16 protein-coding genes are annotated in these 19,694 nt (G+C 54.3%); 10 read left to right on the top strand and 6 right to left on the bottom strand.

The features are described from left to right. Window positions 1-183: 183 nt before the first annotated feature. Window positions 184-1,758, bottom strand: coding sequence for an IS1182 family transposase (locus tag RC85_RS07170; protein WP_068260427.1), 1,575 nt, complete (start codon window positions 1,756-1,758; stop codon window positions 184-186). Between the two features lie 475 nt (window positions 1,759-2,233). Here RC85_RS07170 and fliM point away from each other — a divergent pair, with 475 nt between their 5' ends. Further along, window positions 2,234-3,268 (top strand): flagellar motor switch protein FliM, encoded by a 1,035-nt coding sequence (gene fliM / locus RC85_RS07165; RefSeq protein ID WP_068260425.1) that lies wholly within the window; start codon window positions 2,234-2,236, stop codon window positions 3,266-3,268. A 376-nt stretch (window positions 3,269-3,644) separates the two neighbouring features. Here the strand turns inward: fliM and RC85_RS07160 are convergent, their stop codons facing one another. Next, window positions 3,645-3,962 (bottom strand): HU family DNA-binding protein, encoded by a 318-nt coding sequence (locus RC85_RS07160; RefSeq protein WP_068260422.1) that lies wholly within the window; start codon window positions 3,960-3,962, stop codon window positions 3,645-3,647. 192 nt (window positions 3,963-4,154) lie between these two features. Then, window positions 4,155-5,966, bottom strand: a complete 1,812-nt coding sequence (gene typA, locus RC85_RS07155) for a translational GTPase TypA (RefSeq protein WP_235033211.1) — start codon at window positions 5,964-5,966, stop codon at window positions 4,155-4,157. A gap of 545 nt (window positions 5,967-6,511) precedes the next feature. Here typA and RC85_RS07145 point away from each other — a divergent pair. The 7 genes from RC85_RS07145 to RC85_RS07115 all read left to right on the top strand — a co-directional run bounded on the left by RC85_RS07145 (window position 6,512) and on the right by RC85_RS07115 (window position 13,933). Further along, window positions 6,512-7,864 carry a Na(+)-translocating NADH-quinone reductase subunit A gene (locus RC85_RS07145; RefSeq protein WP_068260482.1) on the top strand — a complete coding sequence of 451 codons (1,353 nt, stop codon included), beginning with the start codon at window positions 6,512-6,514 and terminating at the stop codon, window positions 7,862-7,864. A gap of 12 nt (window positions 7,865-7,876) precedes the next feature. Beyond that, window positions 7,877-9,178 carry an NADH:ubiquinone reductase (Na(+)-transporting) subunit B gene (locus RC85_RS07140; RefSeq protein ID WP_068260416.1) on the top strand — a complete coding sequence of 434 codons (1,302 nt, stop codon included), beginning with the start codon at window positions 7,877-7,879 and terminating at the stop codon, window positions 9,176-9,178. Then, entirely contained in the window at window positions 9,165-9,986 is an 822-nt protein-coding gene (locus tag RC85_RS07135; protein ID WP_084422427.1) for a Na(+)-translocating NADH-quinone reductase subunit C, read from the top strand. The genes RC85_RS07140 and RC85_RS07135 overlap by 14 nt, the downstream gene beginning before the upstream one ends. Then, entirely contained in the window at window positions 9,979-10,602 is a 624-nt protein-coding gene (locus RC85_RS07130; RefSeq protein ID WP_068260410.1) for an NADH:ubiquinone reductase (Na(+)-transporting) subunit D, read from the top strand. The genes RC85_RS07135 and RC85_RS07130 overlap by 8 nt, the downstream gene beginning before the upstream one ends. A 9-nt stretch (window positions 10,603-10,611) precedes the next feature. Beyond that, window positions 10,612-11,247, top strand: a complete 636-nt coding sequence (gene nqrE / locus RC85_RS07125; protein ID WP_068260407.1) for an NADH:ubiquinone reductase (Na(+)-transporting) subunit E — start codon at window positions 10,612-10,614, stop codon at window positions 11,245-11,247. A gap of 121 nt (window positions 11,248-11,368) precedes the next feature. Continuing rightward, the gene (nqrF, locus tag RC85_RS07120; RefSeq protein ID WP_068260404.1) at window positions 11,369-12,589 is read left to right on the top strand and encodes an NADH:ubiquinone reductase (Na(+)-transporting) subunit F; all 1,221 of its coding nucleotides are present in this window, start codon (window positions 11,369-11,371) and stop codon (window positions 12,587-12,589) included. 3 nt (window positions 12,590-12,592) lie between these two features. Next, window positions 12,593-13,933 (top strand): FAD:protein FMN transferase, encoded by a 1,341-nt coding sequence (locus RC85_RS07115; RefSeq protein ID WP_235033212.1) that lies wholly within the window; start codon window positions 12,593-12,595, stop codon window positions 13,931-13,933. Between the two features lie 586 nt (window positions 13,934-14,519). Here RC85_RS07115 and RC85_RS28990 read toward each other — a convergent pair. The 3 genes from RC85_RS28990 to RC85_RS07095 all read right to left on the bottom strand — a co-directional run bounded on the left by RC85_RS28990 (window position 14,520) and on the right by RC85_RS07095 (window position 17,454). After that, window positions 14,520-14,702: a DUF1289 domain-containing protein gene (locus RC85_RS28990; protein ID WP_068260401.1), complete on the bottom strand. Its 183-nt coding sequence runs from the start codon at window positions 14,700-14,702 to the stop codon at window positions 14,520-14,522. A 275-nt stretch (window positions 14,703-14,977) separates the two neighbouring features. After that, complete coding sequence (locus RC85_RS07100) at window positions 14,978-16,810, bottom strand: PQQ-binding-like beta-propeller repeat protein (protein WP_068260395.1); 1,833 nt, start codon at window positions 16,808-16,810, stop codon at window positions 14,978-14,980. 17 nt (window positions 16,811-16,827) lie between these two features. After that, window positions 16,828-17,454 (bottom strand): metallophosphoesterase family protein, encoded by a 627-nt coding sequence (locus RC85_RS07095; RefSeq protein ID WP_068260392.1) that lies wholly within the window; start codon window positions 17,452-17,454, stop codon window positions 16,828-16,830. A gap of 53 nt (window positions 17,455-17,507) precedes the next feature. On the opposite strand from RC85_RS07095, the gene RC85_RS07090 reads away from it, so the two are divergent. Together RC85_RS07090 and RC85_RS07085 are read left to right on the top strand one after the other, a co-directional pair. Continuing rightward, the gene (locus tag RC85_RS07090; RefSeq protein ID WP_235033228.1) at window positions 17,508-17,882 is read left to right on the top strand and encodes a hypothetical protein; all 375 of its coding nucleotides are present in this window, start codon (window positions 17,508-17,510) and stop codon (window positions 17,880-17,882) included. Between the two features lie 241 nt (window positions 17,883-18,123). Next, on the top strand, window positions 18,124-19,419 hold the full coding sequence (locus tag RC85_RS07085) for a BON domain-containing protein (RefSeq protein ID WP_068260385.1): 1,296 nt from the start codon (window positions 18,124-18,126) through the stop codon (window positions 19,417-19,419). Window positions 19,420-19,694: the final 275 nt, after the last annotated feature.

The following is a 19,694-nucleotide window of genomic DNA, read 5'->3' as shown; positions in this document are numbered from 1 at the left end:
GATCCCTGATGGAGACTGCTGCAATAACAGCAAATACGTTTTGTTTTCGGTCGGGCGTTTCGAGAAAATCGCCAGAGGGCGATATCAGCTAAAGACGAAAGAGTCGTCTTCGCGATTGAAATAGGGCTCAGGGCTTGAATCAAGCATCAGAAAGCCAAAAAAACACCCGCGCAGCCGCCTTTCTTAGGCGGTTTGAGCGGTCGCACTCCCGTCAGCGCACGAAGCCGCCGACAACAGAAGTTTGATCATCCGTTTCGCATTGACCACCATCGCCACGCCGATCTGTTGGATCGCTACCTTGGACCGACCTCGGTAACGTGCCCGGCGGGAACCGTGATGGTTGACACACTCGTTGAGCTTTCGCTCCACCGCCGGATGACGGCGACGCACCTCGGCAAAAGCCTCGGTCTGAGCACGACCTCGAATGCGTTCATATTCGTCGGTGTACTCGCCCTTGCTGACGCTGCGTCCAAACGGTGTCTTGCCCAACTTTGGTGCGCATGCCGCTTGCAAGGGACAGCCCTGACATGTCGTTCTGGCAAACCGATAGACCGTCGAACCTGAACTCTCCTGGCGATACGATGATGTCTGACCTTCAGGACAAGTGACCGTCGAACCGTCTTCGCTTACCGTGAATTCGCTGGCGGCAATCGCCACGTCGCTGCGGTCTTTCTTGGGTGGGACATAGACCGTCACGCCCATCCCGTCGTCTTGGGGATCATCAGCGTCACCTTCAAAACGGCGAATCATTTCCCCGTTGTGGCCCGCTCCGTCGATTGAGATCGCCTCAACTTGGTTACCTTGATGTTCGTGTTCTTGCTCGATCAAACGCACCGCGCTTTCGGCTTCGTTGCCACCGGCTGGCAATACGTCGATCGCCGTGATCAGTTCGCTATCGGGATCCATCGCGATGTCGGTTACATAGCCGTCGTAGTACACACCGTGTTTGCCACGTCCGGCTTCCGGGTCGGACGCGCTGCGAAGCTTGCCCGGTGTTTTGGGGTTCTGATGTTGGCCCAGCAACCGTTTGGCAAGCTGCAACGCTTCGTCGAGTTTCTGTTTTTGTCGTTTGCTAAGTTTGACTTCCGGCGGCAAGTCGCTGCACGTTGCGACGATGTCACCGAGCAATTCGATGCGGGCGAGCAGCCGCGCCGGATCGTCTTGGTCTTTGGTTTGTTGGCGGACTTGTTCGGTCGCGATGCGGAACCCCTGGGCCGCTTCGGGGTCCGCATTTTGAAGGGAATCGATCAGTTGCTCGCGGATTTGAGCGGCCAGCACCAGGGTCGAGGGGACCGAGATGTTGGCGAAGATGTGAGTGGCGTCTTTGAGCCGAAGCTGATCTTTGACGATTCCTTTTTGGCGGGCTTGCCGGACCAGCGTTTGGAAGAGCTTGCGGTAGCCCTGCTCGCCGAACCTGCCTCGAAACCGCGTCAGCAACGTCGAGTGAGGCATGGCTTTATCGATCGGCACCTTCAAGAAATAGCGAAAGGCCACATCCGTCTCGGCCCGCTCGATGACTTGTCGGTCCGAGAGATTGTACCAATACTTCAGCAATTCAAGCTTGAAGCCGATCATCGGCGGGATCGCCGGATAGCCGTATTTGTCGCTGTAGCCGGCGTTGAGCTGCGGCAAGAAGTCGTCAAAGTCGATAAGTTCGATAGCTTGGTAAAGTCGATGATCGTCGTAGATCATCCGGCGGTAAAAATCGAGTTCTTCGGGCTTCGCTTCAAAGAAGCTATCCCACAGAGGGCTACGCATGGCGAACACACGGCAGACAAATTGACAGATGAACCGGAAACAACCTTGTGCGGTGCAAAAATTGAACCATTGAGTAGTGCAGCAGTCTCCTTCGGCTGACTGTTAAACGAAACGTGGCCTCAAACTGATTAAATCGACAGCCTGCTGGGCCCGCTAGGGTTCAGTCGGGTAGAGTTCCTGATGGTCTGAACCCTGGCGGGCCCAGCTACGGGAAGACTGGGAAGTTATTCCGGGACAGTTCGGAAAGGGCGGACGCGAGGGGCTGATTGCATTGCGCCAATGGCGGGGTGGCCGGTTGGAATCGGTTCTAGGGCAGATTCTCGACTGCGATGCAGCGCCGATCTGGACTGAACCGATCTGGACTGAACTGATCTGGTGCTGGCTCCGGCTGCTGCTGTAAAACACATGGGAAACTGTACCTGTAGATCGCGGGCGCAGCGTATTTCACAGCGTATTTCATTGGGAAATCGCAGCCATGTCTGAAGAAACGCTCAGTCAGAATCAAGTCGAAAGCCTGTTGAAGGCAATGGAAACGGTCGAGGGTGCGCCACCCAAGCCGGAGCCGCCCAAGTTCAGCAGCGAAAAAAGCCCAACTGCCGGTGCCAGGCCGTCGCCAATCGTCGGCTCCGGTGCCCGCGTGACCGCGTATGATTTCAAACGCCCCGAACGCGTCGGCAAAGAGCAGATGCGGGCGATGCATTCGTTGCATGAATCGCTGGCCCGAAACTTTGGTGCCAGTATCTCTGGCATGCTGCGGACGATGATCGAAGTCAAGCTGCTGTCGGTTGACCAACTGACCTACAGCGAGTTTGTGTTCAGCCTGGACAACCCCAGTTGCTTTAACGTGGTTTCGATTGACCCGCTGGAAGGCAACTGGATCCTGGACATCGCACCGACGCTTTCCTACGCCATCATTGACCGCATGCTTGGCGGTGACCCGGATCCTAACGAGGCGATTCGGCGTCCGCTGACCGAGATCGAAAATCGATTGATCGGCCGGGTGGTGGAGCTGTTTTTGATTCAGCTAAAAAATTCCTGGGAGAACATCGTCGAATTGAATGTCGGCATCGAAAAGGTCGAAAGCAATCCGCAATTGGTGCAGATCGTGCCTCCCAATGAAGTGGTGATCTTGGTCGGATTTGAGATGCTGCTGGGGCGAAACCGAGGCATGTTGAATCTGTGTATCCCGTTCAACACGGTCGAGCAATTCAATTCAAAACTGTCTCGCAATGGTTGGGTGGGTTACGGCAAGGCGGTTCCGACGGAAGAAAGCCGCGGCACGATTTCAACAAGCATGAACGAGGCGCCCGTGGACATCGCAGTCACCCTGGCACGCTCCAAAATCCGCACAGGCGACCTGCTTGAATTGGCTGTTGGTGACATTATCACGACGGAGAAAGAGGTCACTTCGCCGTTGGAATTCTCGGTTCAGGACGTGCCAAAATTCAACGCTCGCGTCGGTGCATTTAAGGGCAAAAAAGCGGTTCGGATCGAGTCGGCGATCGAATAGCGCCAGCTTGGCGCTGAGGAACTGTCGCGAAATAACTTTCCGATTTTCCCGTAGCTGGTCCCGCCAGGGTTTGGTACTTGCTTAGTACCTGCTCAGTCCATCATTAGCTGTACCCGACTGAACCCTGGCGGGCCCAGCTACGAAAGATTTCGCCAAACCGGGAAGTTGTTTCGGGACAATTCCCAAATGCAGGCCGTGTGGCAGCGGGGATATCGACGCTGCTTGGGCAACGAAAAGCCGCATAGAGAATCGGCGGTTGCGATCGAAGAAGTGGAACGTCATTCACGGACGAGCAAACGCCCGCGAATGGGTTTCCATGACGTCGCGATGAAACGCGACAGAGTGTTCAACAGAATGCTAAAACGAATGAATCGCTTTAGATCATTTCCTTCAGACCCTTCAAAGGTCGGATCGAAAGCTTCTTGCTGGCTGGTTTTGGCTTGAGCCAGATTTCTTCGCCGTTTGCTGGGTTCCGACCCTTACGCTTTGGCTTCGCAGGGACATCCTTCAGGACGATCTTGCAGAGGCCTGGGATCGCGAACTGGCCTGGGCCGCCCTTGGTCAGGGATTTTTCGATTTCGGCTGTGAGAGCGTCAAATACGGCCGCGACGTCTTTCTTGGTCAATTCGGTCGCTTCAGCAACGTTTGCCAAAATCTGAGTCTTGGTTGGGGCCTTAAGCGGAGCTTTTGCCATGAGGTCAAACCTTGTTCTTTGGGTGTGTGTTTTGGGGTGGGGTTCGTGAAAATTGCGGTCCCCGTCAATTCAGATGGGGAAGTGTTATGCCGAGGGCCCCTTCGTTGCAACCCGACATACCACAAAAAACCAATGATTTATGGGCTTTCGACATTGGGGGGTTGACTAACGAACCTGACGGGTGTTCACCAATCAAGACGCATTGCGGCCCACCCGGCGGCGATCGGATTCCTTCAACAGGATCTTTCGCAGCCGAATACTCTCGGGCGTTACTTCCACCAATTCGTCTTCTTCGATGTATTCCAGGGCGGCTTCCAGCGACATATCGCGTGGTGGCTTCAGGATGACGTTTTCGTCGCTACCGCTGGCTCGCATGTTGGTCAGCTTCTTTTCGCGACAGGGGTTCACGGCCAAGTCGTTATCGCGAACGTTTTCGCCAACAATCATGCCTTCGTAGACTTCGGTACCGGCCGGAACCAACAGTTCGCTGCGGTCTTGCAAACCGAACATCGCAAACGGCATCGTCTTTCCAGAAACCATCGAAATCAAAACGCCGTTAGATCGCTTCGGCACGTCGCCTTCCAAAGTTCGGTAGCTTTCAAAGCGGTGGTTAATGATCGCTGTTCCGCGAGTCGCATTGAGCAAGCGGGTACGAAGGCCGATCAAACCGCGTGAGGGAATCAAGAACTTCAGCAACGTGTATTCACCACGCTGCGACATTTCTTCTAATTGTCCTCGACGCAGGCCCACCAATTCCATCACGGGTCCCATCGTGTCGGTGGGAACCTCGACGGTCAACGTTTCAAACGGCTCGTGAGATTTTCCGTCGATGATTTTGTTGATCACGCGAGGCTTGCCAACGCTTAGCTCGAACCCTTCGCGGCGCATCGTTTCGATCAGGATCGCCAGGTGCAAAACACCGCGACCTTTGACGGCGTAGGCTTCGACGCCTTCGACCATTTCGACTCGCAACGCCACGTTTCGTTCGAGTTCTTTTTCAAGACGCCCTTTGAGTTGGCGAGTGGTCACGTACTTGCCTTCGCGGCCGACCATCGGCGAAGTATTGACGCTGAACACCATTTCCAGAGTCGGCTCATCGACCTTCAAACGCGGCAACGCATTGTCGGCTCCGACCAACGAAATCGTGTCACCAATTTCAACATCGGTCAGCCCTTCCACTGCGACGATGTCGCCCGCCGAAGCGGATTCGGCGGCCACTCGTCCAAGATTGTTGAACGTAAACAAGCCGGCGATTTTCAGCTTTTTAGCTCCGTCTTTTTGATGCAATTCGATCGTCGAATTTGCTTCAATGGTTCCAGCGCTAATTCGGCCAACCGCAATTCGCCCAACATATTCGCTCCAGTCCAGCGTCGTGACCATCATTTGCAGCGGCGAATCGAGATCGACTTCGGGGCCGGGCAATTCGTCAACAAACAGGTCCAGCAATGGCCGCATGTCGGTTGTTGGTGTCGCCGGATCGGTTGTGGCGTAGCCTTCTTTTGCGCTGGTGTAAACGTACTTGACGCTGTCCAGTTGTTCTTCGCCACCGAGATCCGCCAGCAGTTCCAGTGCTTCGTCGAGCGCTTCGGTTGGACGACCGTCGGGACGATCGACTTTGTTGACGACGATGATCGGACGCACGCCGGCTTGCAATGCTTTTTCCAGCACGAAGCGAGTTTGTGGCATCGGGCCTTCGGCGGCATCGACCAGCAACAAGCAACCGTCGGCCATCTTCACAACACGTTCGACTTCGCCACCGAAATCCGCGTGACCGGGCGTGTCGATCAAATTAATCTTTACGCCGCGATAAGGGATCGCAATGTTCTTTGACAGAATCGTAATGCCGCGTTCGCGTTCCAGATCATTCGAATCGAGAATGCGTTCGCCTTTGAGTTCAGAGTCTCGGAATTCACCGCTTTGACGCAGGAGACAATCGACGAGCGTGGTTTTACCATGATCGACGTGAGCAATGATGACGATGTTTCGGATGTCGTTGCGGCGCAAGGGAGAATCGTGGGTGGCTGAAGGGGATGCGAAAGAAATAATGTGGGAAAGGCTTCCAGCCTGGCGACCCAAATGGACGCAGGCGGGAAGCCTGTCCCGCATTTGTGCCGCACATCTGACCGAGTTACTGCATCAGCGTCGAGAGACATTCCCACAAGTCAGCCTACAGCCGCATTGGCGACCGTTAGCGGGAACTGCAGAACCGTTAGGCCAATCGCTTGTTTGTAGCGATCGATAGAGATTTTCTAAAACACATTTTCCACAGCAGCCGTTGCGATTTTTTTGCTGCTATGCGATATTGATCGCTCGCAAGAGATTGCTTTGCAGCGACGGTTCGCACTCAATTCTTTGATTGCCAAAACACACGTTCGACCGAATCCCAACAGCCTGAAGTCCGATAAGACTTTGGGCTTCGGCTTGGAGAAAGTTTGTGAAAAATTTCACAAGCTTGCTCGTGATTGACGGCGGGACGGACCAGGGAATCGGGTTCGCCTGTTGCCGAAGGGATCTTACATCCGATTTTGATTTACGAGCAACGTTCATCGATGACAACGATCAAGCAGGGATTGGACTTACCCATTTCGGGCAGCCCCGAACAGCACATTGAACCGGCTCGGCATGTGTCCCGCGTCGCTTTGCTGGGTGACGATTACATCGGGATGAAGCCAACCATGTTGGTTGGTCCTGGCGACCGGGTGAAGTTGGGTCAGCCCATCTTTGAGGACAAAAAGAACGTCGGCGTCGTCTTTACTGCACCGGCGACGGGAACGATTCGCGAAGTCAATCGTGGTGCAAAGCGTAAGTTCGAGTCGATTGAAATCGATGTCGATTCGCAGAGCAACGACCAGGTTGAATTCGACGGCGTTGCTAACAGCGATCCTCTTTCGCTGGGTCGTGAAAAGCTCGCAGAGAAGCTTGTCGAAAGCGGCCTGTGGACATCGCTTCGCACGCGGCCCTATGGCAAGGTTCCAGCGATCGGAACGTCGCCCAGTTCCATTTTTGTTCAAGCGATCGACACAAATCCGCTCGCCGGCGATCCGGCGATCATTATCGCTCAGCGAAAAGATCAGTTTAAGCTCGGTCTGCAAGCGTTGACGCAGTTGACCGATGGCAAAGTGTTCGTCTGCAAGGCTCCCGACGCGGAGATTCCTGGTTCGGGAATCAACGGCGTCGAAGTCGAATCATTTGGCGGTCCCCATCCAGCGGGCCTGCCCGGAACCCACATCCACTTCCTGGATCCAGTCGGCCCGTCGAAAGTCGTTTGGTACATCGGTTGCCAAGATGTTTGTGCCATCGGTTCTTTCCTACAGTCGGGCAAGCTGGATGTTCGCCGAGTCGTTTCGCTGGCGGGTCCAGTGGTCAAGCAGCCTCGGTTGCTGGAAACTCGAATCGGTGCAAGCGTCAGTGAACTGCTGGAAAATGAGTGCGAGGACGGGCTGGAAATTCGGCCAATCAGTGGCAGCGTTTTGTGTGGTCGCGTCGCAAATTCTCCGGTTGATTATCTGGGGCGGTACCACCAACAAATTTGTGCGGTGGCCGAGGGCAAAGAACGAGAATTCCTGGGATGGCAAATGCCGGGCTTTGAGAAGTATTCGTTGACTCGCATTTATGCTTCCGCAGGGACACCTGGCAAGAAGTTTGCGATGACAACGACCACTCATGGCAGCGAGCGTGCGATGGTTCCCATGGGAACTTACGAGAAGGTGATGCCGCTGGACATTTTGCCCACGCAACTGCTGAGGGCACTGATTTACCGGGATACCGACGAAGCTCAGTCGCTTGGAGTGCTTGAGCTGGAAGAAGAAGATCTCGGGCTTTGCACCTTTGTGTGCCCCGGAAAATACGAATACAGCTCATTGCTTCGCGAGAGCCTTTCGACCATTGAACGTGAAGGCTAGGGGAAATAGTAGATGAAACCACTGAGAGACCTTTTGGACAAAGTCCATCCGCTGTTCGTCAAGGACGGTCCGCTATCGGCGGCCTATCCGGTTTACGAAGCGACGGACACGTTTCTTTACACGCCAGGTGAAGTCACCCACGGTGCGACGCACGTTCGTGACGCCATCGACCTAAAACGCATGATGATCACCGTGGTTTTGGCACTGGTGCCAGTCACGTTGTTCGGAATGTGGAATGTCGGGCACCTTGCCAACCAGGCGATGGCCGAAGGCTTGGCCGCTGGCGTCACGCCGGACCAGGATTGGCATCACGCGATCTATACGTCGCTGGGGTTCAGCTACGATCCGGGCAACCACATCGCGAACTTTATCTTTGGTGCGATATTCTTCCTGCCGGTCTACATCGTTTGCATGTTTGTCGGTGGGCACATTGAAATGATTTTCAGTGTCCTTCGCGGTCACGAAATCAATGAAGGGTTCCTGGTCACGGGCCTTCTGTTTCCACTGACGCTGCCCGCATCGATTCCGCTTTGGCAGGTGGCTTTGGGGATCGCGTTCGGAGTGATTGTTGCGAAGGAAGTGTTCGGCGGAACCGGTCGAAACTTTTTGAATGTCGCGCTGACCAGCCGCGCGTTTCTTTACTTCGCTTACGCCGGACAAATTAGCGGCGACCGTGTTTGGACCGCCGTGGATGGTTACAGCGGTGCAACGGCGCTTGGTCAACTTGCACTAGCCGAAGACGGTTCCGACGCAATCGCTTCGCTTGGTTCGATTCAGCACACATTAGGTGTCGGGATGGCCGAACAGGCCACTTGGACCGATTCGATTACATGGATGGATGCGTTCCTTGGCAATATCCAAGGCTGCTTTGGTGAAACCAGTGCGTTGCTTTGCATTGTTGGTGCCGCAATTTTGATTTTCGCCGGTGTTGGATCGTGGAAAATCATGGCGGGTGTTGTTCTGGGTTCGGTGGTGACATCGGCTTTGATGATGGGAACTTACACATCCGGTGCAGAAGGCGGTAACGCGATGTTCAGCATTGGGCCGCATTGGCATTTGGTGATCGGTGGGCTCGCCTTTGGGCTGGTCTTTATGGCGACTGACCCGGTCAGTGCATCGATGACAGATAAAGGAAAATGGGTTTACGGTTTTCTGATTGGTTTCATGACGATCCTGATTCGCGTCGTGAATCCGGCATACCCCGAGGGCATCATGTTGGCGATTTTGTTCGGCAACGTGTTCGCTCCACTGATTGATTGGTTCGTAGTTCAAATGAATGTTCGCCGGAGGGCCGCTCGCTATGCAACAACGTGATTCACTTGGTTACACGCTGATGGCTGCGGCCGTTTTGTGTGTCGTATGCTCGCTGGCGGTTAGCGCCGCCGCGGTTGCATTACGCCCAATCCAAGAGGCCAACGAAAAGTTGGATCAACAGAAAAACATCCTCGACGCAGCGGGACTGGCCATCGGCGAGTACGGCAAGGTGGCGGGTGAATTGGAACCCGAACGTATCAAAGAGTTGTACGGTTGGGTCAGCGAAAAAATGGTTAGCCTGGAATCAGGCACCTACGACGTGGATGCGAATCCAGATACCTGGAAACTGATGGACGCAATGTCCAATCCAGCGACCAGCATCGCAATCACGGATCCTGAATTCGATCCAGGCGAAGAACGCCGGCCAGAAACGATGAAGGTTTTCTTCGTCAAACGACCCGGCAGTGATTCGATTCAGCAGGTCGTTTTGCCGATCTACGGCAAAGGTTTGTGGGGAACGTTGTACGGTTACTTGGCACTCAAGAGTGACCTGAAAACGATTCAGGGAATTACGTTCTACCAGCACAAGGAAACTCCTGGGCTGGGCGGCGAAGTCGATAACCCGCGCTGGAAAGCCCAGTGGGACGGTGTCCATTTGTACGACGAAGATGGCAATCCTGCCGCGAACGTTTTCAAGGGACCAGCACCGACTGACAACGTTTACGCCGTTGACGGTTTGTCGGGCGCGACCATTACTTGCCGAGGCGTCACTAACTTGGTTCGTTACTGGGCCGGCGACGATGCTTACGGCCCGTTCCTGACGCAGCTTAAATCAGAAATGAAGGAGTCGGAGCAAAGCGATGGCTAAAAAATCAATGGATGTCCTTGTTGATCCACTCGTGGACAACAACCCGATCGCTCTGCAGATTCTAGGAATCTGTTCGGCGCTGGCGGTAACAACAAAGATGGAAACGTCGCTGGTGATGAGCTTGGCTGTGATCGCGGTTTGCGGTTTCAGTAACCTTGCCGTCAGTGCGATTCGTCACTTCATCCCCGGCAGTATCCGAATCATCGTTCAGATGACCGTGATCGCGTCGATGGTGATCGTCGTTGACCAAGTGCTAAAGGCTTTCTTTTACGACATCAGCAAACAATTATCGGTGTTTGTTGGTTTGATCATTACGAACTGTATCGTGATGGGGCGGGCCGAAGGCTTTGCGATGAAGAACAAGCCTGGCATTAGCTTCCTGGACGGGATCGGAAACGGTCTCGGTTACGGATTGGTCCTGATGTTTGTCGCCGCGTTCCGTGAATTCTTTGGCAGCGGTTCACTCTTCGGAGTCGAGCTGATGGTGCTGGACCGCAACGGCGGTTGGTACAACCCGAACAACTTGATGCTGTTGCCTCCAAGTGCGTTTTTCTTGATCGGCTTGCTGATCTGGATCATTCGCGCATTCAAGACTGACCAAATCGAAAGCGCTTAGGAACTAACCATGGAAAACTACCTCAGCATTTTCTTGAACGCGGTTTTCATCGAAAACCTCGCACTCGCCTTCTTCCTAGGCATGTGTACGTTCTTGGCTGTCAGCAAAAATGTGAAGACAGCCCTCGGTCTGGGTGCCGCCGTGATCGTGATTGAATTCATCACGATTCCGGCCAACCAATTGATCAATCAATACATCCTGAAAAAGGGTGCGATGTCGTGGGCGAATGGTTTCATTCCCGAAACGACCGTGAACTTCTCCACCGTTGACCTATCGTTCCTGGCCTTCATCAGCTTCATCGGCGTGATTGCGGCAATGGTTCAGATCCTGGAAATGGTGCTCGATAAGTTCTTCCCGCCTCTGTACAACGCGTTGGGTATTTTCCTGCCGTTGATCACCGTGAACTGTGCCATCCTTGGTGGTTCGCTGTTCATGCAGGAACGCAGTTATGACTTCGTCGAATCCTGTTTTTACGGGCTTGGTTGCGGAGTCGGTTGGGCGCTTGCCCTCGTGCTGCTTGCGGGAATTCGCGAGAAAATGAAATACAGTGATGTTCCTCCACCGCTTCGCGGTTTAGGAATTACGTTCATCACCGTTGGCTTGATGGCTTTGGCTTTCATGTCCTTCGGCGGAATTCAACTTTAAGAAGCAAAAGTAGGCCGGATGGATCGGATCGAAGTACGGCATTGAACCCCGCCGTAACTCGCTCCGCTCGCTACGGCCTACAGTACCCAAACACAAAAACTCACCCTCAGAGTCTTTCACTATGGAAATCGTCCTTGGCGTCCTGATGTTCACGCTTGTCGTGATCGCATTGGTCATGGTCATTATGGGAGCCCGCAGCCAATTGGTTGCAACGGGGCCAGTCAAGATCATGATTAACAATCAAAAAGAGGTCGAAGTCGCGGCAGGTGGCAAACTGCTTAGCGCTCTCGCTGATGCTGGCGTGTTCGTCAGCAGTGCGTGCGGCGGCGGTGGCACCTGTGCTCAGTGCAAGGTGAAGGTCCACGAAGGTGGTGGCGATATTCTGGAAACGGAAAAGGGCCACATCAACAAGAAAGAAGCAGCCGAAGGTGAACGCCTCAGTTGCCAAGTTGCCGTCAAGACTGACATGGATGTCGAAGTTCCACCGGAAGCTTTCGACACCAAGAAGTGGGAATGTGAAGTCATCAGCAACGAGAACGTTGCGACGTTCATCAAAGAGTTCAAGCTGAAGCTTCCCGAAGGCGAACAGGTTGATTTCCGTCCCGGTGGTTACATTCAAATCGAAGCTCCACCGCACGTCGTGAAGTACAAAGATTTCGACATCGAAGAACGGTTTCACGAAGATTGGGACAAGTTCGATATTTGGCGGTACGTTTCCAAGGTTGACGAGCCCGTTATCCGCGCTTACTCAATGGCGAACTACCCCGGCGAAAAGGGCATCATCATGCTCAACATTCGCGTCGCGTCGCCGCCGCCGCGTGCTCCCGAAGGAACGCCTCCTGGTCAGATGAGTAGCTGGATTTTCAGCCTCAAGCCCGGCGACAAAGCGACCATCAGTGGTCCCTACGGCGAGTTCTTCATCAAGGATTCGCAAGCCGAAATGGTCTACATCGGTGGTGGTGCTGGGATGGCTCCGCTGCGAAGCCACATCTTTGAACTGTTCAAAGAACAAAAGACGGACCGCAAGGTTTCGTACTGGTACGGCGGTCGAAGCAGTCGCGAATTGTTCTACATGGACCAATTCGAGCAGATTGAACGCGACTTCCCGAACTTCAAGATGAATGTTGCGTTGTCCGAACCGTTGCCCGAAGACAACTGGGAAGGCTACCGAGGATTCATTCACCAAGTGCTGCTCGAAAACTACCTCAGCACGCACCCAGCCCCAGAAGACATCGAGTACTACATCTGTGGCCCACCAATGATGAACCAAGCGGTCTTCAAGATGCTTGATGACCTGGGTGTTGAACCAGAGAACATTGCCTTTGACGACTTCGGCGGCTAACCCGTGAATGACCAGCATCGTCCGGTATGGAGTCACGCTTCCTTCGCGAAGCTCTCGCTAGGGATTCTTTGGCTGATGCTGTTCGTGTCGCCCGCGGCTGCGGGTGAGATCATTGCTTGGTCTGGTGGCACGATGGGCACCAGCTACACGGTCAAAGCCTACGTCAATGATAAATCGGAATCAGGCGATCAGGCTCTGCCCGATCTCGACGAATTGCGGCTAGAAGTCGATGCGGAGCTTCGCCGCGTCAACGACGAGATGTCGAACTACTTGAAGTCGTCTCAAATCTCGCGGTTTAATGAATCAGACTCCACGGATTGGTTTCCGATCAGTAAGCCTTTCGCGGAGGTTGTCGCCTACGCACAAAAGGTCGCAAAGGCGACCGATGGTGCGTTCGATGTCACCATTGGCCCCTTAGTAAACGCCTGGAACTTTGGTCCGGCCGCCAGAACCGATTCGGTACCAACGGACGCTCAGATTGATGAGTTGTCGTCGGTCGTCGGTTACGAAAACCTTTCGGTGCGTCTTGATCCGCCCGCGATCAAGAAGTCCATTGCTGGTTTGCAAATCGATCTTTCTGCCATCGCCAAAGGTCACGGCGTGGACCGAGTCGTTGACCGGCTCACCGAACTTGGGATCGCCAACATGTTCGTCGAAATCGGTGGCGAGGTCCGAACCGTTGGCACGAAGGGCGATCAGGCTTGGAAGGTCGGAATCCAAGTTCCCGATGCGGCAGCCGATCAGTTTGACATTGCCTATGAAATGACCGACCAATCGATGGCAACTTCGGGCGACTATCGCAACTACATCGAAATCGACGGCAAACGTTACTCGCACACCATCGACCCGCGAACTGGCCGTCCGATCACGCACGATTTGGCATCAGTTTCAATCGTCAGCGATCTGTGCATGGAGTCCGATGCGTGGGCGACCGCGATCAACGTTCTGGGTGAAACCAAAGGTCTAGCCGTTGCATCAGAGCAAGATTTATCTGCTTTGCTTGTCAGTCGTGGCGAAGACGGTTTTTGGCGAACCGGCACCGGTGACTTCGCGGCTTATTCAAGACCACGCGAATCCGTTACCGAAAATGCAGTTGCCGACAATGCCGTCGCTGAGAACCAACCCTGGGTTGTTTTGGCAATCACGTTCGTCGCCTTCGCGGTCTTGCTGTTCGCAATGGCCGTTGGTGTGATCTTCAGCGGCAAAAAGATCAGCGGTTCCTGCGGCGGAATCGCCAGCCAGCAATCCGAAGACGGCAGCACCAGTTGCTCTCTCTGCAGTAACCCCGCCGACGCCTGCAAAGAGCTACGAGAGCGAATGCAGGAAAAAGCATCTTCGACGTAATTGTCGTAGCTGGCCCCGCCAGGGTTCAGCACCTTCTCAGTCCATCAGTAGCGGTACCCGACTGAACCCTGGCGGGCCCAGCTACAAAAGATTTCGCCAAACACGGAACAAGTTTCAGCACAGTTCCGGCCCACGTTGGCTGTTTAACCGCGTGGGCAACGCCTGGGCTGATGAAAATGTGTCGTTGTCAGCTTGTCACGCCCCATGAAAGTAGGCCGTAGCGAGCCATAGCGAGTTACGGCGTTGCGCACATTGCCGTAACTCGCTAAGGCTCGCTACGGCCTACATGCTGGCGATCAGGGAAATGTTGCCTGCCATGGTGCAGCTTGCCCAATTTGCTGCGTTGCAATGATTTCCATCAGGCCAGGCTACGTCTGGGCACTAGAAAGTAGGCCGTAGCGAGCCAAAGCGAGTTACGGCGGTGCGCAAATTGCCGTAACTCGCTAAGGCTCGCTATGGCTCGCTACGGCCTACACCCTGGCGATCAGGGAAATGTTGTCTGCCATGGTGCAGCTTGCCCAATTTGCTGCGTTGAAATGATTGTCATCAGGCCAGGCTCCGTCTGGGAACCAGAAACCTGTGCTACTTATTCAGAAGTCTCACGCCGCTTTCTTGCGGCGTCCAGAATCGTAAGTTTCTGTTGATCGCTGCAACTTCCCCACGCAGCAATCTCGTCTAAATTCCGGTAGCAACCGACACACATTTTGCTACCGTCGATAACGCAAACATTAATGCAGGGCGATTCAGGCTCGTTGCGTGGATCGCTCATCGTGTTTTGTGTCCGTACATGAAGACTTCTTTGAGTTCGTTTTCGATTGTGAGCGATTGCAAAATGATGCTCGACTGTCGGTTGAAGGATAGTTGATCGGCAAGAGACAACTCGGCTTGCGCGATCAAGACTGCGTCTCCGTCGCCCGAACGGCTCCGTAAATCAACAAGCCTGTGACCAGGCATACCGAATGACGCAGTAAATCCAAACAGTGCCTCACGGCCAGCGAATCACCATTTCCGTTGGAATATCGGCAATCCGCTGCGTCGTGACCTTTACTGCGACGTGACCAATGGTGCCAGAACGTCAAGCTCGTAGCAGACCATTTCTTCGGCATTGCGAACAAACAACTTGCCGTCAGCGATCACGGGATGATTCCAGGTGATGCCTTCCACGGACGCAATGCGAACGATCTCTTCCAGTTTGTTGGGGTTCACCTTCGCTAGAACCAGGTCACCCTTCTCGGTCACGATCAACAGCGTTTCCATTTCCTTGACCAACAACACTTGTCCATGCCCGTATCGGCCACGCTTCCATGCCTTCTCACCCGTGTCGGCATTCAGACACATAAAAATGGGGCCGTCGAAACCGTACAGAAAGCCTTCGTGGTAAACGCAATCGTTAAAGTAAGGTTTCATCGATTCGGTCCACGCATGTTCGGTTGACCACTGATCGCCATCACGCGAAATATCAATTCGTCGTGTTCCGTTGCCGTAGCCAGTCCCAAGGTAAGCCGTGCTGCCGACGACGGTGGGCTGAGTCACTCGAGCCATCACGTCGATGTCCCATTCATGATTCCAAAGCTCGCGTCCGGTTTGCGGATCGAGTGATTGCAAGCCTCGATTGCTGCTGATCAAGACTTGTTCGGTGCCTTCAATCGTTGCAAGCTGCGCCGAGCTGTAACCGTGATTCCCACCGGGCGTTGACCAAGCAAGCTTGCCGGTGGTTCGATCCAGTGCGATGGTTCCGTGCTCTTCGCCACCGCCAGCGAAAACGATCACCAGATCATCATCAAGCTCTTCTTTCTTGTTGCTGTACAGCAGCGGCGAACTGGCAAATCCCCAAGACGGTAGCGGCACATCCAACTGTTCCATTAAATCGAATTGCCAGATCGGCTGACCCGATTTTGCATCCAAACACTGCACCAAACCGGATGCACCGGTGACGAAAAGTTGTTGGTTGTCATACGTCGGCGTGGCTCTGGGACCAACGCCGCCCATCGATGCTTCGAATCTGGATTCTGTTTCTTGAATCCAGACACTGCGACCATCGGCAACGGTGTACGCCGAGACGGTTTCCTGTTCGCCGCGTTGTTCCTGCGTGTAAAAAACCGGCCCGACGACGCAAAACGAAGACCAGCCTGGACCGATCGGGTGCCGCCAAAGTTCCGCAGGCGGATTTGATTCCCAATCGGTTGAAAAGGAAACATCGTTCAAGATTCCATCACGCTTGGGTCCGCGGAATTCTGCCCAATCTTTCGATGTCACCGCATCCGGCAATTCAAGAGCATCTGAATCGATGGTGGATGCCTCCTCGCTAGCCGATACGTTTTGCAACGAGTCCAGAAAGTTGTCTTCCGCAGTCGGTTTCCATCGCGGAACCAAATCAAATGCAAACTCAGCATCCGGGTCTTCCGCTCGGACGAAAAGTCCCGCAATCATCACGGCCGAAAAGAACGTCAAGCCGATCCACGCCTGTTTGCGGGCGTTGACGAAACTGCCAACAAAAAAACCCGCTACCAGTAACGTCAACGCGATCGGCAGGCCTTTGACCAGCATCGCGATCATGACTGAAAAGTCGATCGAGAACATCGTGACCGCAAAGATCAAAAACATCAGACCGAGTCCAAGCCAACGACTGTTCCGCGGAATGACGCGTGTATTCATCCACCAGATCGAAAGCCCGATTGCACCAAACATTGGCCCCAATTGCATCGAGTAGAAATGCATCTTGGTCAGCGGCGCAAGCATCGCTGGCACGATCAAGATCATCCACATCGCAACAACGATCGCGATCGCGACCCAAACGCGAAACGATTTTGGCGACGACGGAGAACTGGATTCGCTGTCGGTGCCGTAAATTTCGGAAATGGTTTCAGCTTCTTGCATCGGAGTTCATATTTCCATTACGAGGCTTCTGTTGAATTTGAATCATCAATTTCGACAATCATTCCTTGGGGTCCGGCGTTCAAAATGCTGGTCGGTCCCAATTTGATTTTCTTACCCCAATCGCTGTGGATATGTCCGCAGACCACCAATTGAGGTTTCTTCGATTCGACCGCATCACGGATCGCCTGACTGCCGCGGATCAGACCTTTGCTGTCGTGGTCTACGGTGTCGATCGGTGGTGAATGGACGACCAAGACGCCGCCGGTTGGTGTACCAGTCAGCATGGGCACTGCTTCCTCTTCGCTGAAATCATAGCTCCAGTCGCCAAAGGGAGTCACCGGGATGCCGCCGCCCACGCCCCAAAAATTGACACCGCCAACGACGCATCCTTCGCCATGCAGTATCGTAGCGGTGGACCAAGTTGCCGCGGCCAAGCGGAGTTCTTCCACGGTTTCGCCGTTTCCGGGAACCAACACGGCTGGCAAGTTGATTTGCGACAAGATTTCTAGCGTATCGGTTGCACCTTGATGACGATTGGCAAAGTCACCGGCACCGATCACGACATCAACGTCTTCGGCTATGTTGACCAATCGCATGGCTGCGTCGCGATCGCGGTGGAGGTCGCTGAAACAAAGAATTTTCATCGGCTATTTGTCTAGGTTTGGAGGCTAGCGTCACTTCGCCTAAGCTTACCGCAATGACATCTCGCCCACCAACGGACCGTTCCCCAAGCGATTCTATCAGCGATTGGCAAATGCGCCGCCGCTTGGTGCTGGTCATTTCAGTTGTCTTGTTGATCGTTTCAGCCTTTGTGTCTTGGCAGTTCGGAAACGATTCGACCGCTCGGTTTGCCGCGTCGGCATCGGGACGGATTGGTTTGGTGATGGCTGCGTTGTGGTTGGCGTGGCCTTCGCTAAAACGGCCCGCCGCTTGGTTGCCGCCGGGAATCGCCGTTGGCTTGGTCGTGGCCTTGGCCGTGGTCGCCGCTCAACCGCGTTTGATCATTGTTGCTGTACCGGCAATCGGCATTCTTTTCACGCTGGCGTCGGTGGTTCGATCGTTTCGCAGTTGAAATCGGCCGTGAAACAGGTCGATTGGGACGTTTCAAACCGAATCAGCGCCAAAATTGGAAAAAACCTACCAGCGATAGGTCCCTACGACCGAAACAACCAACAACACTCCTCTGGTGTGTCCGTTCGAAGAAGCAAAACAAGAGATCGTCCACCGGGCATGTGCGTCCCACGGACTACGAATCGACGGCCCAGAAGATTTCAGGACTGAACACAACCTAGGACTGCTCGGAGGCATATCTGATGCGACGCAAGAAACTACTGATCGCGATTGCCGCGCTCGCGAGCCTCGGGCCGATCCAGGCCCAGGCCGCAGAAATTAATTCTGCAGACGCCAATTCTGGTGACCGCGAAATCGCCCAACAAATCATGCAACGTCTAAAAAGTAACCGTGACTCGGGTGCTTTAAAGGACTTCACGCTCGACATGAAAGTCGATCAAGGCGTGGTGCTGTTCCGCGGAAACGTGAACGCCAATGACCAAAAACAACTGGTGCTGCAGGCCGCTAGCGGTATCGAAGGCATCGCCAAAGTGGTTGACGAAGTCAGCGTGACACAAATCGCTGCACCGGTGCCTAAAGCCGAAATGGCGACCGAGCCGCCCGAAGCTGTGGTGCTGACACCAAAGCCGGTAATGACCGCAACCGAAGAAACGCCAGAAGACACGAGCGGTTTTTCGTTCAGCCAAGCATTGGCTTCGGAAGCTCAGGTTGTTCGCCAGCTTCGCCGCGAGCCTCTGACGGTCGTGCCAGGCGTCGTCCAACCGGTCGCCGCGATGGAAGACACCAACAGTGACCAAAACGTGGTTTCCGCGGTGGTTTCGGCTCTTGGTCGAGCTCAAAACGCAGGCCAACTGAAAGGTTTTGGCGTCGATGTTCAGTGCAACGACGGCGTTGTTGAACTGACCGGTCGCGCAGCTTCGCCTGAGCAACGAAACACGATCCTGCGAATCGCCGAGCGAACGCCGGGTGTTTCAGGTGTACGTGAATCGATCGCCGTTCCAACGGCCGCTCCTTCGCTGAAGCAATTGCCCGAAGTGGAAACATTGCAAGCACCGCAGCAATCGCCTCAACCACGTGTGCCAGCCCAATTGGCATCCGCACCGATTCAGCAAGCGGCACCGCTGATGAACCCAGCACCGATGAATCCAGCACCGATGCAGCAAATGCAAATGCAGCACGCACCGATGCAACAAGCACCGGTCATGCAAGCTGCTCCGTACCGCATGCAAGGTCAAACCCAAGCAATGGCGACCGGATTTGGTGGCGGTGGCGGAATGATGGGAACACCTGTCCCCATGGCACCTCACGCTCCCGTCGGTGCACCTCGCTACGACAGCCCCAACTTGCCCAACTACGCTTGGCCAGGCTACGCAGCGAATTCAAACTACGCCGCGGTGACCTACCCGCAACAATACAGCCCAACTGCATGGCCCTTCATCGGACCGTTCTATCCTTACCCGCAAGTCCCATTGGGATGGCGTAAGGTCAGCTTGGAATGGGACGACGGTTGGTGGTTCTTGGACTTCACCGATCGCTAAAGAACGCTCATTTCAGCGTCTTTAGTAAGACGAAACAAATGCCTCGCGTCTGACGCAGGCAACCGGATACCCGCAGGCGATGGCACCGTCGTCTGTGGGTTTTTTCGTAGACCGATAAATGTAGGCCGGAACAATCGGAGCGAAGTTCCGGCAATTGCATCGTAGGTCATCGTATTGCCGGAACTGCGCTCCGCTTGTTCCGGCCTACATCATTGTGTCGCAACTCGAAATACAAACGCATGAAACTGGGGCGTGTTTCACGAACGAAGTAACGA

This window comes from Rubripirellula obstinata (assembly GCF_001642955.1).
GTDB classification, from domain to species: Bacteria; Planctomycetota; Planctomycetia; order Pirellulales; family Pirellulaceae; genus Rubripirellula; species Rubripirellula obstinata.
The sequence above is the reverse complement of the archived record's forward strand: the minus strand, read 5'-3'. Positions and strand labels throughout refer to the sequence as shown.

Excerpts from the sequence above, each read along its gene's own strand:
- RC85_RS07090 (WP_235033228.1), top strand. The coding sequence starts at position 17,508 with ATGACATCTCGCCCACCAACGGACCGTTCCCCAAGCGATTCTATCAGC.
- RC85_RS07095 (WP_068260392.1), bottom strand. The coding sequence starts at position 17,454 with ATGAAAATTCTTTGTTTCAGCGACCTCCACCGCGATCGCGACGCAGCC.
- RC85_RS07145 (WP_068260482.1), top strand. The coding sequence starts at position 6,512 with ATGACAACGATCAAGCAGGGATTGGACTTACCCATTTCGGGCAGCCCC.
- fliM (WP_068260425.1), top strand. The coding sequence starts at position 2,234 with ATGTCTGAAGAAACGCTCAGTCAGAATCAAGTCGAAAGCCTGTTGAAG.
- RC85_RS07130 (WP_068260410.1), top strand. The coding sequence starts at position 9,979 with ATGGCTAAAAAATCAATGGATGTCCTTGTTGATCCACTCGTGGACAAC.
- nqrF (WP_068260404.1), top strand. The coding sequence starts at position 11,369 with ATGGAAATCGTCCTTGGCGTCCTGATGTTCACGCTTGTCGTGATCGCA.
- nqrE (WP_068260407.1), top strand. The coding sequence starts at position 10,612 with ATGGAAAACTACCTCAGCATTTTCTTGAACGCGGTTTTCATCGAAAAC.
- RC85_RS07085 (WP_068260385.1), top strand. The coding sequence starts at position 18,124 with ATGCGACGCAAGAAACTACTGATCGCGATTGCCGCGCTCGCGAGCCTC.
- RC85_RS07160 (WP_068260422.1), bottom strand. The coding sequence starts at position 3,962 with ATGGCAAAAGCTCCGCTTAAGGCCCCAACCAAGACTCAGATTTTGGCA.
- RC85_RS07170 (WP_068260427.1), bottom strand. The coding sequence starts at position 1,758 with ATGCGTAGCCCTCTGTGGGATAGCTTCTTTGAAGCGAAGCCCGAAGAA.
- RC85_RS07135 (WP_084422427.1), top strand. The coding sequence starts at position 9,165 with ATGCAACAACGTGATTCACTTGGTTACACGCTGATGGCTGCGGCCGTT.
- RC85_RS07100 (WP_068260395.1), bottom strand. The coding sequence starts at position 16,810 with ATGCAAGAAGCTGAAACCATTTCCGAAATTTACGGCACCGACAGCGAA.
- RC85_RS28990 (WP_068260401.1), bottom strand. The coding sequence starts at position 14,702 with ATGAGCGATCCACGCAACGAGCCTGAATCGCCCTGCATTAATGTTTGC.
- RC85_RS07140 (WP_068260416.1), top strand. The coding sequence starts at position 7,877 with ATGAAACCACTGAGAGACCTTTTGGACAAAGTCCATCCGCTGTTCGTC.